The sequence below is a fragment of the Thiopseudomonas acetoxidans genome, from assembly GCF_030362935.1.
Taxonomy (GTDB): Bacteria; Pseudomonadota; Gammaproteobacteria; order Pseudomonadales; family Pseudomonadaceae; genus Thiopseudomonas; species Thiopseudomonas acetoxidans.
In genome coordinates this window covers 70734-90335 of the sequence record NZ_JAUCDY010000003.1, presented here as the reverse complement: position 1 = coordinate 90335, position 19602 = coordinate 70734, and the positions used below count along the sequence as shown (strand labels likewise).

Here is a 19602-nt window from a genome sequence, read left to right as displayed (position 1 = left end):
CCAGTCTTATTTTTCTAAAGCTACGCCGCTAGGCGACGCTAGATGAATGCCATGCTGGCCGATTAAAATCAAATTACCGTTCTGCGTTGCAGTAACGCCTGCCAGTGACAGGCGATCTGCTCGGTTAACAATCGAAAAGCTTTGGCCTGCATCAGTGCTGCGCAAAACGCTGCCACCATGACCGACAATTAGCACGCTGCCATCTACAAGCAAGCTACTATCTGCTAAGCCAAACTCAAAAACCCCATTGGCAGTGCGCAAGTTAATTCTTTGCCAGCTATCACCAAAATCTGTTGATCTGAATACATGCCCCCGCAAACCATAGACCAACAAGGTGTTTTCTTGAGCTGTTGCTTGTACACCAAATAATGAGCCTTGATAAGGACTGGTAACTGTTTCCCAGTTTTCACCCATATCTAGCGAGCGATACATCACACCCATTTCGCCTACGATAAAAACACCTGCTCCTTTGACCGCTGTAATTGCGTTAAGGTGGTAGCCATTTTCATTCTCTAACGCGTCACCGATGCTGTCCCAGTGCTGCCCACCGTCTTGAGTGTGCAACAAAGTACCGTAGGCTCCTACAGCAAAACCCTTATACTCATCGGCAAACCAGATATCTAACAAAGGCGCTTCTAGCGCTAAGTCCTGGTATTGCTGCGTCCAATTTAGCCCACCATCGTTACTGTGTAGGATCAGCGCATCATGTCCTACAGCCCAACCGTGCTTAGCATCAACAAAATATACAGCCGTTAGCAATTGTTGCGTAGGAACCTTGGCTTGCTGCCAAGTTTTACCCTCATCATCGCTGTATAAAATATAGCCACGGTCACCTACAGCAATAATGCGCTGTCCCGCATGGGCAATATCAAGCATTAGGCTTTGTGTCGCGCGAAGGGTTTGCGCGGCATGAGGGGGTTGTGGTTCATGAGCATAACCATGTGTTAGCCAACTAGCTGACAGACTTAAAGCCAGCGCTAAAGTGCTCTGCTTAAGTAACTTAAGTGGTTGCTGCACAGGCAAGAACATAAACCATTTCCCCTTATATATTTTTTGTATGAGGTTTTTTTTTGCGTATAGACCACAACCATAGTGCCAAAAACAAAGGCAAACAAGTGTTTGAGATAGTTTATTTGAGTTGCCCTGCTAGTCTTTTACTGACTCAAAAGTCAGTAGCAAAAACCTCCCCTATTTGCTGCTGACAACTATACTTTCCTCTATAAATCATAGACTTCTGTCAGTCATGTTAAGCAAAACGTATTTGTAGATACCTTGTTTAAACGCAAGCTTTTTTATACTCCTCGCTAAACAACTTTGAAGAATCAAAGGGTGTGTTTGCTTGTACGCAGCCGGTCGCTTGGCGCAGCTCTTGTAGGAGCGCAACTTTTGCGCGAATGTGGCTAGCCGGCAGCACTTGAGCTGGCTTTTTAGCCGGCAGCACTTGAGCTGGCTTTTTAACCGGCAGCACTTGAGCAAGCCACATTAGCAGCAAGCAAAGCGCCAGCATTAAGCCAACGTACGTTCTAGCACCTCATACAAATCCTTGGACAACTTAGGCAGGGCTTGCAGCTGTTCTAGTTGAGCACGCATCAACGCTTGCTGTGCAGGCGTATAGCGTTGCCAGCGGGTTAAGGGCGTAATAATACGGGCGGACATCTGTGGGTTGAGCGCATCCAGCGCCGCTACCTGCTCGGCTAAGAACACATAACCACTGCCGTCTTCTGCGTGGAACTGGGGCAAATTATGCTGGGTAAACGCACCGATCACCGCGCGCACTTTGTTGGGGTTTTTAATGCTAAAGCTGGGGTGCTGCATTAACTGGCGAACGTGCGCCAACTCGCCCAGCACTGAGCTGGCCGCCTGCACGCTAAACCATTGGTCCATCACTAGGGGATCGTGCGCAAATTCTTCGGCAAACTGAACTAAGGCCGCCTGGGCTTGGCTCTGTGCTGTGCTGTTGACTAAGCAGCTGAGCGCGGATAAACGCTCAGTCATATTGTCCGCCTGCTCAAATTGCGCCACGGTGGCTGCAACAATGTCGTCACGCTGCAAGAGCGTTAGGTAGCTGAGCGCCATGGCTTGCAAACGACGGTTGCCGATTTGCTCAGCCTCGGGACGGTACTGGGTTTGCTTCGCCTGTTCACGCAGGCGGTTATAGAGCGCCTGCAAAGGCTCCGCTAACTGCTCGGCCAGATACAAGCGTACGGCTTCACGTGCCTTATCAGTCAGCTGAACGTCGGCCTGTTCTTGCAACTCCAGCAGGTAGGCTAGGCTGGGAAAGCTGATAATTTCTGCTTGCAGCGCTGTGTCTAAGTGCGGGTTGTTCAATACGGCGGCAAATGACTGCGCTAAACACCCATCAACCTGCACAGGGGCATGAGTGCGTAGCTGTTCGCACACTTCTTCAATCACCTGCACGGCTAACTGCTGGGCGGCTTCCCAACGATTAAAACCATCGCTGTCATGTTGCAACAAGAACGCCAATTGCTCACGGCTGTAGTCATAGTGCAATTTAACCGGCGCGGAAAAGCCACGCAGCAGTGACGGCAACGGGCGTTCGCTCACCTCGGTGAAGGTAAAACGCTGCTGAGCTTGGTTAAGGGTCAGCACCCAGTTATCTTGCGTTACACACTGTTCTGCGTCTTGCAAACGTGCGCTGAGGGCTTGCCCTTCTGCGCCTAATAAGCCCATCGCCACTGGAATGACAAAGGGCTGTTTGTTAGCTTGCCCCGGCGTGGCTGGGCAGCTTTGTGCGATATCGATATGGTACAGCTGTCGTTCGGCATCATATTCATCCGTAACGCGCAGCACGGGCGTACCGGCTTGGCTGTACCAACGTTTGAACTGGGTTAAGTCCATGCCGCTAACGCTTTCCATCGCTGCGACAAAATCATCGCAGGTCACAGCCTGACCGTCATGGCGCTCAAAATACAAATCCGAGCCTTGGCGGAAGCGCTCTGGACCGAGCAATGTATGCAGCATGCGCACCACTTCTGCGCCTTTCTCGTAAATCGTCCAAGTATAGAAGTTGGAAATCTCCATGTACTCAGGTGGACGCACGGGGTGTGCTAAGGGGCCAGCATCTTCAGCAAACTGATGGGTGCGTAAAAAAGTGGCATCTTCAATGCGTTTAACTGTGCGCGAGTTCATATCCGCAGAAAACTCGCTGTCACGAAACACGGTAAAGCCTTCTTTAAGCGACAACTGGAACCAGTCACGGCAGGTGACGCGGTTGCCCGACCAGTTATGGAAGTATTCGTGGGCGACAATACTTTCAATGCGCTGAAAAATGGCGTCAGTGGAGGTTTCTGGCTTGGCCAACACACAGCTTGAGTTGAAGATATTCAAGCCTTTGTTTTCCATTGCGCCCATATTAAAGTCGTTCACCGCCACGATCATAAAGATATCCAGATCGTATTCGCGCCCGTACTGCTCTTCATCCCAGCGCATGCATTTTTTCAGGCTATTCATCGCGTGCTGGCATTTGTCGATATTTTCCGGCTCGACAAAAATCCGCAGCGTCACCTCACGGCCATTCATGGTGGTGAAGCTGTCCTCCACCGACCAGAGATCACCGGCCACCACAGCAAACAAGTACGCTGGTTTTTTATGCGGGTCCTGCCAGGTTGCCCAATGGCGCTTGTCTTCCACGCCTTCTTCAATCAGGTTGCCGTTAGAGAGCAGTATCGGATAACGCTGCTTCTCGGCAATCACTGTGGTGGTAAAGCTGCTCATCACATCCGGACGATCGAGGTAATAAGTAATTTTGCGGAAACCCTGCGCTTCACACTGGGTGCAGAACATCTCGCCTGATTTATACAGCCCTTCGAGCGCGGTGTTATTTTGCGGCTCAATGCGTACTGTGCTGTCGAGGGTAAAGCTAGGACGCAGCGGTTGCAGGCTAAGCTGCTCGGCATCTACTTGATAATCAGCGGCGGTTAACACCTGATCATCCATCGCCAAATGCAACAGTTGCAGCTCAACCCCATCAAGCACCAGCCTAGGCAAGTCGCAGCCCAATGCGGGGTTACGCTGCATCACCAAGTGCGCATGCACCAAGGCATAATCCTCATACAGCTCAAAGGTCAGATGGGTTTCGTCAATGAGGTAGTCGGGCTGCTGATAATCCACTAAACGGATCAATTTCGGTTGTTCAGTACGCATAAATTCCTCGAGGGTGCATGTGCTGTAAGTGCCGGAAGACACAGGTTTCGGTGCGCTGGTTTTATTGCTAGAGTTGGCGCAGTGCCAGCTGATAAGCGGTATATTTACGGATATTAATCACCCCGGTATCAAAAATTAGATACTGGCCTTTAATGCCTTGCAAGGTGCCTTCGGCAACAGGGTTTTTGTCTAGGTTAAAGCTGGTAATTTTGCTCGGGTACTGCTCAACCGGATATTCAATCTCCAGCACCTGTGCATCATCAACGGCCTGTATGGCCTGCAAGCCAAAACGCTGCTGTAAGTCGTGAATGGGCTCTGCACAGCGCTTAAACAACTGTTCGCGAATCGCGGGCAAATCCAGTGGCTTCGCATCCTCGCGCAATAAAGCACGCCAGTTAGTGCGGTCCGATATTTGTGAGCGCAGAGCATCTTCAACAAAACCAGACTGCTGACGGGTTTGTACACGGAAAATAGGCAGTGCTTGACTCGCACCCTGATCCAACCAACGCGTAGGCATCTGCGACACCCGCGTAATACCCACCTTCACACCTGTCGAGTTGGCCAGATAAACCACGTGTTCGATCATGCAGAACTGCTCGCCCCATTCAGGCTCGCGGCACGTACCGGCATCGAAGTGGCATTTTTCTGGGCTCATAATGCAGGTATCGCACTGAGCTAGGCTTTTAAAACAGGGCCAACAATACCCCTGCGCAAAGCTTTTTTTGGTGGGGCGCTGGCAGTGATTACAGTTAATCTCACCCAGAAACTCTAACTGCAAGGCCTGTCCAATTAGTTCATTGGCAGCAATTGCTTGCTCACCAATACGTAACTGGTATTGAGCTGGCTCGCCCAGCTCAATCCGCATTTTTTGTACGGCACCACGCGCAAGCTCCTGCATCAGTGCACTGTCCCGGCGGCAGGTGTAAACAGGCTGGTATCGATCTCAGCTTGTTTCTTGCTTTGTGAGGCGCATTGTTTCCCACCCATGTAACCGGTGCGCTCTTCTTCAGGCAGGTTTTTTTGCTCCCAGGCAATTATCGCCATCATGGTCAGCTCTTTTTGCTCTTGATTAAGCAGCGTGCCATTGGCCCACTTACCCAGCTCTAAAGCCTGCTTTAAGCTGGCATACACTTCAGCATCAATGTTGTCAATCATCTTAAGGAAGTCGCTCATATATAACCTCTAACCATTTGTTTTAATGGATATTAAAATATAAAACCTGAATAAGCATATGCTCACTCGCTAACTTTTAGTTTGTTCAATACACCCATAACTGCGCCAGCCACACAACCCAGCACTAAACCACTCACATGCGCCGCATTAGCAATTTGACCAAAGCCCATGGCACTCACCACACCCACCAAACAGAGCACCAACCACACCAGCATCATGCCCACCACCCCTTTGGGTAAGTTGTAAGCAGCCACAGGATTAATGCGCTGGTAAATCCAACAAAAACCGAGCAAGGCATAGAGTACGCCGGACAAGCCACCAAATAAAGCGGGACCCGAGAACCAAAATTGACTGACGTTGGATACCAGAGCGCCCACTAGAGTGAACACCAGCACAAACCAACTGCCTTGGTGTAACTCGATCCGTCGACCCAGCTCCCAAAACCAGAGCGAGTTCATCGCCAAGTGTAACCAACCAAAGTGCAGCAGCATGGGCGTGATTAACCGCCACCACTGCCCTTGCTCTAGGCTGTAGGCTAAGGACACTAAATAGGCTTCATCACCCTCAAAAATAATGGCATTAAAGCTCAGCTGTGCCACCGCGGCCAAAGACGTGCCCAGCTGCGTCCACAGCGCCACAGCTAAGGTCAATAAAAGAATGGTAATCACTGCCGGAAAACGGCGTAATTTTTGCCACAGCGGCTGTGAGATGGGTTTACTGATAGCGTTAACCGCAGTGAAGCCCGGATCGGGATTAGCAAGAAAGGCTTGATAGAGTTCGCGCACCAGCGCTGCAGTAGGCTCATCCGCGACCCACACCTGTTGCTCGCCGCGTGCTTCACTGATGCGATGTGGAATATGTGCTGCCTTTAGCCGCTCAGAAAAGCCTGCCAAAGACACCTCAAGATTCGCTGTTAATGCCAAACTCCAACTCATTACAGTCCACCTTTAACCCAAACAAACTTGTTCGTATCCAATTGTGTTTCTTGATCCAAGCGATAGGCCACTAGTTTGCCCGAGTTAACCGCACTGTAATCCAAACAAGCTAGGTTAGGCTGAATATAACTCGGCTTTCCCTTACACCAATAATGCCCCACGAATAAAATGGGTTGCTCATTACTGTGCTGCTCTACCTGCTGCAGCAAATCTTTGGGCAGTGGCTTAAGTGCTATCTGCTCTGGAATCGGGTCAGGCTGAAAGGCAAAATCCGCATAGGTTTTTGCGGTCTGAGTTTCAGGCCAAAACTTTGCGCGAAAGGTGCGGCGCAGCAAACCATCACTGCCTTGCACTGTTACGCCATCAGGCAAAGGCAAGTTAATCCCACGCAGCAAGCGACTAAATACTTGATAGGCAAAACTGTCTTTGATCGCTGATTGCTGAATAAACTCTCGTGTCACTCGACCGCCAGCAAACAACTGCTCTACTTGTTTAATCAGCCGGTTATCCCAATAGGCATGCACCAAACGAAATCGTTCCCCATCAAGATACAGCGGCAATTGAGCAAACCAGTCCAGATAGTCATTCCATTCCTGTGGATGCTGGGCAAACTCTTCTGCTGTTTCTTGCCACAGCCGCGCATGGCGCTGATTATGATCACGCACAAACAGCTGTTCAGTTCCATTGGGCGCCGGCATATGCCAAGCCAGCGCATAGTATTCGTGATTACCCATAATGCAGTGCGCGTGCCCTGCTTCAACCATGCGGTACACAATTTCTAAGGTTGCGCGAATTTGCGAACCACGATCAATGATGTCACCCAAAAACAACGCTTGACGACTGGGGTGCTGCCACACACCTGCCTTGCGGTGATAACCGAGCAGCTGCAGCAATTCTACTAAGCTGTGAGCACAACCATGTAGATCACCGATAATGTCGTAACTGCGCGAGGGTTCAATGAGCATTACTCGCTTCCCTGAGTTAAGCGACTCTCCCAGCCCAGCTTATCACGGCAAATCTCATAAAAGTTATGCTCAAAGGGATGGATCAAGCGCAGCTTTTTGGGTTTGCGCTTGATATGCAAGGTGTCGCCCGGTGTACAGGTAATGTGATTCTGTCCATCACAGGACACAATCGGATAAATGTTCATTTCTGAGTCCAGCACAATTTTCAACTCACTATCCGCTGCCACCACCATGGGCCGGCTCGATAGCGTATGTGGATACATAGGTACAATAACAATTGCATCAATACGCGGGTGCATAATGGGCCCACCCGCTGATAACGCATAAGCGGTAGAACCTGTTGGAGTAGCAATAATCAAACCGTCCGCTTTAACGCGATAGACAAACTGGCCATCAATAAACAGCTCAAAGGCGATCATGCGTGTGGACTTGCCCGGATGAAGCACAATATCGTTTAGCGCATCGCCTTGACCAACTGGCGTATCACCACGGCGCACTTCGGCTTCCAGTAAAAACCGTTGCTCAACCAAATAGTTACCGTTCAAGACCTCTGCGACTTGCTCTTCGAGGTTTTCCGGACTGATATCCGTTAGAAAACCCAGGCTGCCACGGTTAACCCCCAGCACAGGGGTTGAGTGCGCCACTAAAGCTCTAGCAGCGCCCAGCATACTGCCATCACCGCCTACTACTATGACCAGATCGCATACTTCGCCCAGTAGCTTACGGCTGCTGGTTTGCAAGTTATGCCCTGGCAGCATGTCGGCAATACCTTCATCTAAAATCACCTGCAGATGCAGACCGTTCAGATAACGAATCAAGCGCCGAATAGTATCCAACGCACGTGCGCTGCCTAAACGGCCAATAATGCCAATATTACGAAACTGATAATCCATGCATCCTCACTTAAGCTTTTTACGAATCCAGTATCTATACTGCTCATCCTGTTCATCACTGGCGAGCAAACTGTGTTCTAAAAAGGCACAAAACTTAGGGATATCGCGCTGTGTTGAAGGGTCGGTGGCTAAAACCTGTAACACAGCCCCGGGTTCCATCTCGCGCACGGCTTTATGCAGAAGCATAACTGGCTCTGGACAAAACAATCCTGTGGCATCTAAGACCTTATCCGCAACTAACTCCACCTGTGTCTCCAACTCTCTAGCGGCCTGACTTAGCGGTCAGCTTTTGTGCTTTACCAAATTCATCAAGCTAAGTAGTGTGTCTGTTTTCTATTAAATAATAACAAGGAATTCGCATGAACGAACTTATCAATTACCAATGCACCGATGGCATTGCCACCTTGCAACTCAATAACGGCAAAGTTAACGCTTTATCACCTGCCCTTATTCAGCAATTTAACAGCTGTTTGGATCAGGCGGAGCAAGATAAAGCCATTGTTATTATCACGGGGCAACCCGGTATTTTCTCCGGCGGTTACGACTTGAAAGTAATGCTTTCCGGCCCCGCCAACGCGATTGATTTAGTCGCCCAAGGTTCTGACTTAACGCGACGTATGTTAGCACACCCACAACCAATAATTATCGCCTGTTCGGGTCATGCCATCGCCAAAGGCGCGTTTTTATTACTCGCGGCTGACTACCGAATAGCCACAGCAGGTGACTTCACTATTGCCCTGAACGAGGTAGAAATTGGCATGGTCATGCACCAGGCCGGTATCGTGCTCGCACAGGGTCGTTTAACGCCAGCGGCTTTCCAGCGCGCCGTCAATAATGCCGAACGTTTTACACCAGAAGCAGCCGTGAGTGCAGGTTTTGTTGATCAGGTCGTGCATGCCGATGAATTGATAAATACAGCACAAACAGTTGCCCAAACGATGAAAAAGCTTAATATGCGTGCCCATTATCAAACCAAACTAAAAGTTCGTCAGCAGCTGCTAGCCGGTTTAGAGGCTGCTATCGAGCAAGATAAGGTCTATGCGAGCCATTAAAGCGTTATACGATTACCCTAAATTCTGGGCCGAATGTTTCGGTCCGGCTGACTTCTTACCCACCAGCCGTGCTGAAATGGACGCGCTGGGCTGGGATTCCTGCGACATCATTATTGTCACCGGCGATGCCTATGTGGATCATCCCTCGTTTGGTATGGCGGTGATTGGCCGCCTGCTGGAAGCGCAGGGGTTTCGCGTCGGTATTATCAGCCAACCTGACTGGCGTGACACCAAGAACTTTATGCAACTGGGTCAGCCCAACCTATTCTTCGGCGTAGCCGCGGGCAACATGGACTCGATGATCAACCGTTACACCGCTGATCGTAAAACACGCTCCGATGACGCCTACACGGCAGGTGGCTTGGCCGGTAAACGTCCCGATCGCGCCAGCATTCCTTATAGCCAACGCTGCAAAGAAGCCTACAGCGACACCCCGGTTGTTTTAGGCGGCATTGAAGCCTCACTGCGCCGTATCGCCCACTATGATTATTGGCAAGACAGTGTGCGCCGTTCCATTTTAATGGATACCGCCGCCGATATTCTGTTATACGGCAACGCCGAACGTGCCATTGTCGAGCTGGCCCAGCGTTTATCTTGGGGTGAAAGCATTGAGCAGATCACCGATATTCGCGGCACCTCCTTTATTCGCCGTGACACCCCAGACAACTGGTTTGAAATTGACTCCACCCGCATCGACCGCCCGGGGCGGGTTGATCGGGTGATTAACCCCTACGTCAACACCCAAGACACGGCAGAGTGTGCGCTAGAGCAACACAGCGACACTCTGGAATCAGACACACAGGTGTTAGAAATTCTGCCCAACCCAACGATTACCCGTGAACGCAGTGTGATTCGCCTGCCGTCTTTTGAAAAGGTGCGTAACGATCCCGTGCTCTACGCCCATGCCAACCGTGTACTGCACTTGGAAACCAATCCGGGTAACGCTCGCGCGCTGGTGCAGCGCCACGGCACGCAGGATGTCTGGCTGAACCCACCGCCAGAACCGCTGACCACGGAAGAAATGGACTATGTGTTTGCCCTACCCTATGCGCGGGTGCCACATCCCAGCTATGGCGATGCCAAAATCCCGGCTTATGAGATGATCCGTTTCTCAGTCAATATTATGCGAGGTTGTTTTGGCGGCTGTACTTTCTGCTCGATTACCGAACATGAAGGCCGCATCATTCAAAATCGTTCACACGAGTCTATTCTGAATGAAGTTGAAGCCATGCGTGACAAAGTACCGGGCTTTACCGGCGTGGTATCGGACTTGGGTGGCCCCACTGCCAACATGTACCGTCTGGCCTGTAAAACCCGCGAAATTGAAGCAGCCTGCCGCAAACCCTCCTGTGTTTTCCCCGGCATTTGCCAAAACCTGAATACCGATCACAGCTCTTTAATTGGTCTGTATCGCAAAGTGCGTGAATTACCGGGCGTTAAAAAAGTACTGATTGCCTCTGGGGTGCGCTATGACTTAGCCGTAGAGTCACCCGAGTATGTGCAAGAGCTGGTGACGCATCATGTAGGCGGCTATTTAAAAATCGCTCCAGAACATACCGAACAAAACCCGCTTGAGCACATGATGAAACCGGGCATTGGCAGCTACGACCGTTTTAAGACGATGTTTGAACGCTTCACTAAAGAAGCTGGTAAAGAGCAATATCTAATTCCTTACTTTATCGCAGCTCACCCCGGTACCACCGATGAGGATATGCTTAATCTGGCTCTGTGGTTAAAAAAGAACGGCTTTCGCGCCGATCAGGTGCAAGCGTTTTACCCTTCACCTATGGCTACAGCAACAGCCATGTACCACTCGGGCAAGAACCCGCTACGCAAAATCACCTATAAGAGCAAGCCTGTAACTATTGTTAAAAGCCACGAACAACGTCGTTTGCACAAAGCCTTCTTGCGTTACCATGATCCTAAAAGCTGGCCGCTACTGCGTGAAGCGTTAGAGCGCATGGGACGTAAAAACCTGATTGGCGACGCAGCCCACCAATTAATACCTTGGCAACAGCCGCAGACCAATGATTACCGCAGCCCTAAACGTCAACACTCTAAGCCAGCCGCGCATAATCGTAAAAAAGCGACTGTGCGCACACAGCACACCGGCTTGCCCAAGTAAACTATCAGCGCAACCTGCTAGGCAGCTTAAGAAGCTTGCTCTAAGCTAAGCGCATTGACAGCAAACTAAAACAAGGAAAAATTATGACTGGCTGGATTATTTTGGGCGTTATCGTCCTTATTGTGCTGTGGGGCTTTGTGACCTACAACGCACTGGTTGCCTTGCGCAACAGCGTTAAAAATGGCTTTGCACAGATCGATGTGCAGCTGCAACGTCGTTACGATCTTATTCCCAATCTGGTCGAAACCGCTAAGACCTACCTTAAACACGAGCGTGAAACCTTGGAAGCGGTGATCAATGCTCGTAATCAGGCACAAAGCGCGTCTAAAAAAGCCAGTAGTGATCCTACCGATGGCTCAGCTATACGCTCTCTTTCAGGTGCAGAAGGCATGCTCGGCGCGGCCATGGGACGATTTTTTGCTTTGGCTGAGGCCTACCCAGACCTTAAAGCTAACCAAACCATGCAACAGCTCACTGAACAACTATCCAGCACTGAAAACCGCGTTGCCTTTGCGCGCCAAGCCTATAACGATGCGGTAATGTCCTATAACATTAAGCGTGAGTCAGCCCCTAACAATATCATCGCCAATAACTTTGGTTTTAAAGCAGCGCAGATGCTGGAAATTGAAAGCCCCGAGGCGCGCCAAGCCGTTAAAGTTAAATTTGACTAGCCGAGCGATAACTTACGCCTATGGACTTCTTTAAGGATCAAGAGCGCGCACGCACGAACAGTAAACTACTGGTCGTGCTTTTTATTGTGGCTGTGTGCATGATTATTGCCTCGATATACCTGCTGTTCTTAGTGGCATTTGCATACGAGTCTGGCAATTACTGGCACCCTAAACTGCTATTTTGGGTGAGTGCCGGCACGCTACTGCTGGTTAGCTCCGGCAGCCTGTATAAAATCTCCCAGCTCACTACAGGAGGCGGCTCAGCTGTAGCGGAAGCGATGGGCGCTCGGCTGGTGCAGCGTGAAACCACTGACTTACTCGAGCAACGCTTGCTGAACGTAGTCGATGAAATGGCAATCGCCTCAGGCATTAGCGTACCCAAAGTCTATGTGATGGATGACGAAACCGCGATTAATGCATTCGCCGCCGGTAGCCGACCCAGCGAAGCAGTTGTTGCCGTAACTCGCGGCTGTCTTGAGCAACTCAGCCGCGATGAGCTGCAAGGCGTGATAGGTCATGAGTTTTCCCACATCTTTAATGGGGATATGCGCCTAAATCTTCGCTTGATGGGCATTTTGCACGGAATTCTGATTATTGCTTTAATTGGTCGCGTGATGATGCGTGTCAGAACGGTCAGAAGCCGTAACAACGATGCCAGAGCTCAAATCGCTTTGATTTCTTTCGGTTTAGCGCTTTTTATCATTGGTTACATTGGCATATTTTTTGGCAACCTGATTAAGTCCGCTGTTTCACGCCAACGTGAGTTCTTAGCAGATGCCGCTGCCGTGCAATTTACCCGGAACCCGCATGGCATCGCTGGTGCGCTTAAAAAAATCGCCGGCATTGATGCCACCCTACTGAAAACACCCAATGCTGAACAAGCCAGTCATATGTTTTTTGGTCAAGCCGTAGCCGGCTTTATGGCCACTCACCCGCCTATCCAAGAGCGCATCGCACGCATTGACCCAGCATTCAGAGCGCTGCAAAAATCAACCGCGCAAACAGCTTCAACCACTTCTGCCCACCCTGCTGCTGCAGGTTTTGCTATCACACCAGAAGCCATACGCGACAGTATTGGTGTTGTAGATCAAGCGCATATTGATTATGCCCAACAACTCATTGCCCAGCTGCCAGAAAACATAGAAACAGCTCTGCACAGTCCGCAACAAGCAGCACAGGTTATTTATGCACTCTTGATCGTCCATGAGAGTGATCCGCAAGCTGTACTGCTTGCCACGCTAGGTAATCAACAGTCAGATACAATTAAGCATACTTTGGCGCATCTGCCTTGGCTTAAACAGTGCAGCCGCACCTTATGGCTACCTCTGGTGGAGCTGGCGCTACCTGCAATGCGTGAGTTATCCCTAACTGAACGAGAACAAGTGCTCAAGCAAACTGAAGCCTTGGTGCGTGCCGATGGGAAAGTCAGCCTATTTGAATTTGCTCTGCTAGCAATTATGGAGTATCAGCTCGACAGTAAAAAAAACCATCGTTCATCCGGCAAACAACTGAGTGTGCGCGCCATTCAAGCGGATATGAACCTGCTGTTATCACTGCTCGCCCATGTGGGCAAAAAAAATCGCCAGCAGATTGAGCAAGCCTTTGCGGCTGCGACCGCACTGGCGCCTTTAGACGGTGCTTGGCAGCTGTTAGAGCCAAAAAACATAAACCTAAAGCTGTTAGCCACAATTCTTAACCGTCTAAACACGCTTAAATATAGTTTTAAAGCCAAGCTTATCCAAGCCTGCACTGCCGCTATTCTCTCTAATGGCGAGGTCGCATTGGTAGAAGCTGAACTGTTGCGCGCCATAGGTGCTAGACTTGAATGTCCTGTGCCACCGCTACTGGTAGGACAGTCCCTCTAGTCTTTTATCCCTTGTGCATTAAAACCAAATTACCCCCATGCCTACATCAAACAGCTTAGCCCGTAACTTATTTATCATGACCTGGCCCATGCTGTTTGGTGTGCTGGCGCTGATGAGTTTTCAACTGGTAGATAGTTTTTTTATTAGTCTGCTCGGCACTCAACCTTTGGCGGCGCTGGGCTTTACTATGCCCATTAACCAATTAATGATTGGTGTACAGATCGGTACCGGTATTGCCGCAACAGCGCTTATTTCGCGCGCCATTGGTGCTAATCAAACAGATTACGCCAAGCGCCTAAGCGGACTGGTCTTGCTAATTGGTAGTGGCTTGATGGGAGCACTGGCGCTGCTGATATTTTTTCTCAAGCAACCCATCTTGTTGGCACTGGGTGCTGATGAGAGTGTTTTTGTCTATACCGATAGTTATTGGCTGCCATGGCTGGTGAGTAGCTGGAGTCATGCGTTTTTATACTTTGGCAACAGTCTGTGTCGAGCCAATGGCGATACGCGCCTGCCAGGGCTCATGATGGTAGTTACCAGTGTGCTCAATATGCTGCTGGATCCATTATTTATCTTTGTCTTTGATTTGGGTTTGCCCGGTGCCGCCTATGCCACCATAGTGTCCTGCATCATCGGTAGTAGCGTAATTCATTCGCGCCTGCTGAAGCGCCGCTGGCTACGCTTTGAGCTACGGGAAATAAATATTCCTGCCGCAATTGGCAGTATCGCTAAAATCAGCTTGCCAGCTATGCTTAGCCAACTGATGCCCGGTATGGCTGCCTTGATAGCCACCCGTATTGTCGCTCTATATGGCACCACAGCTATTGCGGCGTGGGCGCTGGGCACGCGCTTGGAAACCTTCTCGATTGTCATTGTGCTGGCGCTAACCATGTCCATGCCACCTATGCTTGGTCGTATGCTGGGCGCTGGTAATCTTGAACAGGCGCATAAGCTTATCCGCATGGCTGTACGTTTTATTTTAATGCTACAGGTAGTGGTTGCTCTGTTCTGGCTCTTGGTCAGGCCTTGGCTAGTCAGCACGCTCACACAAGATCCCGTAACTGCAACCTACCTAGCCAGCTATATGCTGTGGGTGCCAATCAGCTACAGTTTCTTGGGTGTGTGTATCTTGATGGTGTCGGTGTGCAACGCACTAGGCATGCCCATGCGTGCGGTACTAATTTCGATCTTGCGTCTGTTTGCTTGTTATCTGCCGGCTGTCGCACTGGGCGCGTATCTGGCGGAGATGGAAGGGATTTACTACGGCGTTTTATTCGGCAACCTCATCGCTGGTATCAGCGCTTGGTTGCTGTATCGCAAAGGGTTTAGGCTGCTAGAAGCAAAAACAGAACACCATGCCCGCACTTAAAACAGACCGCTCCTGTAGGAGTAGGCCATGCCTACGACAAGTGTGTTTGCTGGTGAAATCTGCGGTCGGATGCATGGCATCCTCCTACCAAAAACTAAGGTTTTGGGTGAGCTAGAACCATTAGCGTAATGGCTGCAAAGAAGCACAATGCCGTGTGGGACCTGACTTGCCAGGGAACCAATATCTGCCTGTAGCACCAAGCTAAGCACCCTTCTCAGACCAAAAGGCAAAAAGCTTCCCCGACAAGTCGGGTCCCACAAAAGCGAGGCGGTGCTGCCTTATGAATCGCATCACCCGGAAGCTGGGCTCCAACAGTAGCGCGGGTGTTCATGCCCGAGCTAAAACCACGCACCTTAAACAGCCGCTAACCCACGCTGTAAATCTGCGCGAATATCGGTTAACTCCTCAAGACCCACAGCAATACGCAACAGCCCATCATTAATTCCACAAGCACTACGCTCTTCTGGGCTTAATCGACCATGTGTGGTACTGGCAGGATGGGTGATGGTGGTTTTGGTATCACCTAGGTTGGCAGTGATAGAGATCATGCGGGTGGCATCAATAAAGCGCCAAGCTGCCTCTTTGCCGCCCTGCACTTCAAAGCTCACTACGGCACCAAAGCCGTTTTCTTGCTGACGCTTAGCCAGTTCATGCTGTGGATGGCTTTCAAGACCTGCATAGTAAACACGGGTAACCTGTGGTTGTTGCTCCAGCCATTGCGCTAAATTCATAGCGCTACTGCAGTGCGCCATCATACGCAAACGCAAGGTTTCCAAACCCTTTAAAAACACCCAAGCGTTAAACGGACTCATGCTTGGACCCGCCGTACGAATAAAGCCCAGCACTTCTTTCATATACTCTGCACTACCCGCCACAGCCCCACCCAAGCAGCGGCCCTGACCATCGATGTACTTAGTGGCGGAATGAATGACAATATCCGCACCCAAAGCTAATGGCTTTTGTAACACAGGCGTGCAAAAGCAGTTATCCACCACCAGCAAGGCACCTGCTTGTTGAGCGACTTCAGATAAGGCACGAATATCAGCTAACTCAGCTAAAGGGTTAGACGGTGATTCAATAAATAAGAGCTTGGTTTTATCCGTGCAGGCAGCACGCCAAGCATCCAAATCATCAATTGTGATGTAATCGATCTGAATACCAAAGCGCTTGAAGTACTTATCAAACAGACTGACCGTGGCACCAAAAATACTGCGCGAAACCAACACCTGATCACCGGCACTGCAGAAACTCATCACCGTGGCCATAATCGCCGACATGCCAGAAGCTGTGGCTACGGCTTGTTCTGCCCCCTCTAAAGCCGCAAGGCGCTCTTCGAAGGTACGTACAGTTGGGTTGGTGTAGCGAGAATAGACGTTGCCCGGCTCATCACCGGCAAAGCTCGCCGCCGCATGTGCCGCATCACGAAACACATAGCTGGAGGTGGTGTAAATCGTCTCACCATGCTCACCCTCAAAACCACGGCGCTGTCCAGCACGCACAGCTAAGGTATCAAAGCCTGCCTCGGTTAAGTCGCTGTCTAATTGACCGGGCTGCCATTGAATTGTCATTTTCTGTCTAATCCTTATAGCTTAATTCTTAACGCTGATTTATTCAGGTGGTATCAGGAGTCCGTATTGTGCAGTTCTAGCGTGGCATTGGCCGCAGGTTTTGGTTCAAACTGTAACTCAGCCTGCAAGCTTTCGATATGACTCAGGTAATTCGCATCTATATCACCGGTAACGTAAACACCATCAAAAACAGCACAGTCGAAGCGGTCAATCTTTAATTTCCCACCACTGACCGACTCGATTAAATCGTCTAAATCTTGAAACAGCAGCCAGTCGGCACCAATCAGTTCAGATATTTCGTCCACACTACGGTTATGCGCAATCAGGTCATGTATGCTCGGCATATCAATACCATACACGTTTTGATAGCGCACTTCTGGAGCTGCCGAGCAGAAGTACACATTTTTGGCACCCGCTTCACGCGCCATTTGAATAATTTCCTGACAGGTAGTACCGCGCACAATAGAGTCGTCGACCAGCAAGACGTTTTTACCACGAAACTCAAGCTCCAAAGCGTTCAGCTTTTGACGTACCGATTTTTTACGCATCGCCTGGCCGGGCATAATAAAGGTGCGGCCAATGTAGCGGTTTTTAATAAAGCCTTCGCGGTATTTAACCCCAAGCTTATTTGCCAGCTCCAGCGCTGAGGTGTTGCTGGTATCAGGAATAGGCATCACCACATCAATATCATGGTCTGGATACTCACGCAGAATTTTTTCTGCCAGCTTTTCACCCATACGCATGCGTGCTTTATACACGGAAATACCGTCAATAATTGAGTCAGGACGCGCCAAATAGACATGCTCGAAAATACACGGATTAAGTTGTGGGTTTTTAGCACACTGATGCGTGTGCAGCTCACCGTTTTCGGTTATGTAAATGGCTTCGCCCGGTGCTAAATCACGAATGAGCGTAAAACCCAGCACATCAAGTGCTACACTTTCCGAGGCAATCATGTACTCAACGCCCAGCGCAGTCTGGCGCTGACCAAAAACGATAGGACGTATAGCATGGGGATCGCGAAAGCCGACAATGCCGTAGCCGGTAATCATAGAAACCACCGCATAGCCGCCACGGCAACGCTCGTGTACACGCGCAACCGCAGCAAAAACATCATCCGCTGTTGGCTGTAAACGACCGTAGGTACTTAGCTCATGAGCAAAAACGTTGAGCATGACTTCCGCATCAGAGTTGGTATTAATGTGGCGCAAATCAGCCTGATAAATCTCTTTGGCCAATTGCTCCACATTGGTCAGGTTACCGTTTTGCGCCAAGGTAATACCGTAAGGCGAATTCACATAAAAAGGCTGAGCCTCAGCACTCGTCGCGCTGCCCTCAACAGGATAGCGAACATGGCCAATACCTACGCAACCGGCTAACTCTTTCATATGACGAGTGCGGAACACATCGCGCACGAGCCCGTCTGCCTTGCGTAAAAATAAACGCCCCTGGTGGCTTGTGACCATGCCAGCCGCATCTTGACCACGGTGCTGTAATACCGTTAACGCATCATACAGCGCCTGGTTAACATTGGACTTACCTACAATTCCGACAATGCCGCACATTTTCAGCGTACCTCTGGGAGCTCAACAAAAAATCATTATGCTTACGAGTTGCTGTCTCTTAAGCCGACAGCCCTAGAACCATATTTTTTGACCAATCCGCAATTAATAAAAAGTGCGGAACTAGCAAGGAGTCGCGCCAAGCTAAGTCTTCAACTACGGGACTTAAGCTTAACAAACCCACGACAATGGTGACCAAGAGAGCGCCACGAGCGGCGCCAAAGAAAATACCTAAGAAGCGATCGGTTCCAGATAGCCCCGTAACCAAAATAAGTCGCGCAATGAGAAAATTAATGATTCCGCCAACCAGTAGTGTACAGACAAATAAAATGGCACAGGCCGCGATGATTCGTAGACTAGATGTTTCTATGTAGGGGGTTAGGTACTGCGCAAAACTGCCGCCAAAAAGCCAAGCCACTGCACCGGCAACAACCCAGATAACCAAAGATAAGGCTTCTTTAACAAACCCTCTACCCAAGCTGATTAATGCAGAAATGCCGATGACGGCAAAAATAAGTAAATCGACCCAATTGAATGACACTATGTTAACACCTGAACCCTAAAGCGGGGATTTTAACAAAGCTTGTGGGTGCTGGTAAGTGTTTTTTGGAAAAGTCGTCATTCAGGTGCGATATAACCCTAGGGCTGGTAACGAGTAACAAAGCATGCATGCTTACTGCGCTCTCGTTGTTTGATCGTTTCGCACTCGCTTATCGCATCAGCTTGGCGCGGAAAAGGGCCAATCAATACTTTGAATGTAGCTGCTTCTGGACGAACGTAAGCTTTATAGCCTTTTTTACGGTATTCATCGCGTAGTTTGTTGGCAGCGGCTTCATTAGAACTGCTCGACACCTGTATTGACCAGCTCACAGGTAAGTTATCTTTATCGATGCCTGGCTTAGCAACTGGCGGCTTTACGGTTTCTGGTTGAGTAGACTGACTCGGAGCCGGCTCTGTGATTTTCTCGGGCTCCACAGGCGCAGCTTGCGCTATGGGGGTTTTCGGCTCAGGCTCGGGGTCGGGTATAGGTTCGGCTACGGGCTCAGGTAGCTGTACTTCTTCTATAGCGAAGTCCGGCGCGGCTGGAATGTTGGGTTTGCTTGGCACTTCTATCAACGCTTCCGGGAGTGGCTGCTCTTCTTGTGTATTAAACAACATAGGCAAGAAAATAACTGCCAACGCAACCAATACAACAGCGCCCACAATGCGTTGCTTAAATTTATTTTCTGTTTGTGACATAAAGATGGCCTCAATCGATAA

16 protein-coding genes and 1 pseudogene are annotated in these 19602 nt (G+C 50.0%); 5 read left to right on the top strand and 12 right to left on the bottom strand.

What is annotated here, in order from left to right; translation table 11 throughout:
- Positions 1-6 precede the first annotated feature (6 nt).
- From QEZ41_RS03680 to tusA, 8 genes are all read right to left on the bottom strand, one after another.
- Positions 7-1029: a WD40/YVTN/BNR-like repeat-containing protein gene (locus QEZ41_RS03680; RefSeq protein WP_289410037.1), complete on the bottom strand. Its 1023-nt coding sequence runs from the start codon at positions 1027-1029 to the stop codon at positions 7-9.
- A 477-nt stretch (positions 1030-1506) separates the two neighbouring features.
- A complete protein-coding gene (pepN, locus tag QEZ41_RS03675; protein ID WP_289410036.1) occupies positions 1507-4164 on the bottom strand; it encodes an aminopeptidase N in 2658 nt (885 codons plus the stop codon).
- A gap of 67 nt (positions 4165-4231) precedes the next feature.
- Positions 4232-5062 (bottom strand): DUF2797 domain-containing protein, encoded by an 831-nt coding sequence (locus QEZ41_RS03670; protein WP_289410035.1) that lies wholly within the window; start codon positions 5060-5062, stop codon positions 4232-4234.
- A complete protein-coding gene (locus QEZ41_RS03665; protein WP_289410034.1) occupies positions 5062-5337 on the bottom strand; it encodes a YeaC family protein in 276 nt (91 codons plus the stop codon). The genes QEZ41_RS03670 and QEZ41_RS03665 overlap by 1 nt, the downstream gene beginning before the upstream one ends.
- Positions 5338-5399: 62 nt before the next feature.
- Positions 5400-6272 (bottom strand): rhomboid family intramembrane serine protease, encoded by an 873-nt coding sequence (locus tag QEZ41_RS03660; RefSeq protein WP_289410033.1) that lies wholly within the window; start codon positions 6270-6272, stop codon positions 5400-5402.
- Complete coding sequence (locus QEZ41_RS03655; protein ID WP_289410032.1) at positions 6272-7237, bottom strand: metallophosphoesterase; 966 nt, start codon at positions 7235-7237, stop codon at positions 6272-6274. The genes QEZ41_RS03660 and QEZ41_RS03655 overlap by 1 nt, the downstream gene beginning before the upstream one ends.
- Positions 7237-8130 carry an NAD(+) kinase gene (locus tag QEZ41_RS03650; RefSeq protein ID WP_289410031.1) on the bottom strand — a complete coding sequence of 298 codons (894 nt, stop codon included), beginning with the start codon at positions 8128-8130 and terminating at the stop codon, positions 7237-7239. Before QEZ41_RS03650 ends, QEZ41_RS03655 begins: the two co-directional genes overlap by 1 nt.
- 6 nt (positions 8131-8136) lie before the next feature.
- The gene (tusA, locus tag QEZ41_RS03645) at positions 8137-8376 is read right to left on the bottom strand and encodes a sulfurtransferase TusA (RefSeq protein WP_289410030.1); all 240 of its coding nucleotides are present in this window, start codon (positions 8374-8376) and stop codon (positions 8137-8139) included.
- A gap of 113 nt (positions 8377-8489) precedes the next feature.
- On the opposite strand from tusA, the gene QEZ41_RS03640 reads away from it, so the two are divergent.
- The 5 genes and pseudogenes from QEZ41_RS03640 (at position 8490) to QEZ41_RS03620 (ending at position 15212) form a co-directional block, all read left to right on the top strand.
- Positions 8490-9182 (top strand): crotonase/enoyl-CoA hydratase family protein, encoded by a 693-nt coding sequence (locus tag QEZ41_RS03640; RefSeq protein WP_289410029.1) that lies wholly within the window; start codon positions 8490-8492, stop codon positions 9180-9182.
- Positions 9169-11301, top strand: a pseudogene (locus tag QEZ41_RS03635) (YgiQ family radical SAM protein); the annotation flags it as partial. The gene QEZ41_RS03640 and the pseudogene QEZ41_RS03635, both read left to right, overlap by 14 nt.
- An 89-nt stretch (positions 11302-11390) precedes the next feature.
- Complete coding sequence (locus QEZ41_RS03630) at positions 11391-11978, top strand: LemA family protein (RefSeq protein WP_289410028.1); 588 nt, start codon at positions 11391-11393, stop codon at positions 11976-11978.
- Between the two features lie 20 nt (positions 11979-11998).
- A complete protein-coding gene (locus QEZ41_RS03625; RefSeq protein ID WP_289410027.1) occupies positions 11999-13843 on the top strand; it encodes a M48 family metallopeptidase in 1845 nt (614 codons plus the stop codon).
- A 37-nt stretch (positions 13844-13880) separates the two neighbouring features.
- Positions 13881-15212, top strand: coding sequence for an MATE family efflux transporter (locus QEZ41_RS03620; protein WP_289410026.1), 1332 nt, complete (start codon positions 13881-13883; stop codon positions 15210-15212).
- Positions 15213-15565: 353 nt separating this feature from the next.
- Here QEZ41_RS03620 and QEZ41_RS03615 read toward each other — a convergent pair whose 3' ends face one another.
- The 4 genes from QEZ41_RS03615 to QEZ41_RS03600 all read right to left on the bottom strand — a co-directional run bounded on the left by QEZ41_RS03615 (position 15566) and on the right by QEZ41_RS03600 (position 19581).
- Entirely contained in the window at positions 15566-16780 is a 1215-nt protein-coding gene (locus tag QEZ41_RS03615; RefSeq protein ID WP_289410025.1) for an O-succinylhomoserine sulfhydrylase, read from the bottom strand.
- A gap of 53 nt (positions 16781-16833) precedes the next feature.
- Complete coding sequence (gene purF, locus QEZ41_RS03610) at positions 16834-18345, bottom strand: amidophosphoribosyltransferase (protein ID WP_289410024.1); 1512 nt, start codon at positions 18343-18345, stop codon at positions 16834-16836.
- A 58-nt stretch (positions 18346-18403) separates the two neighbouring features.
- Positions 18404-18883 carry a CvpA family protein gene (locus QEZ41_RS03605; RefSeq protein ID WP_289410023.1) on the bottom strand — a complete coding sequence of 160 codons (480 nt, stop codon included), beginning with the start codon at positions 18881-18883 and terminating at the stop codon, positions 18404-18406.
- A gap of 98 nt (positions 18884-18981) precedes the next feature.
- Complete coding sequence (locus tag QEZ41_RS03600) at positions 18982-19581, bottom strand: SPOR domain-containing protein (protein ID WP_289410022.1); 600 nt, start codon at positions 19579-19581, stop codon at positions 18982-18984.
- Positions 19582-19602 lie beyond the last annotated feature (21 nt).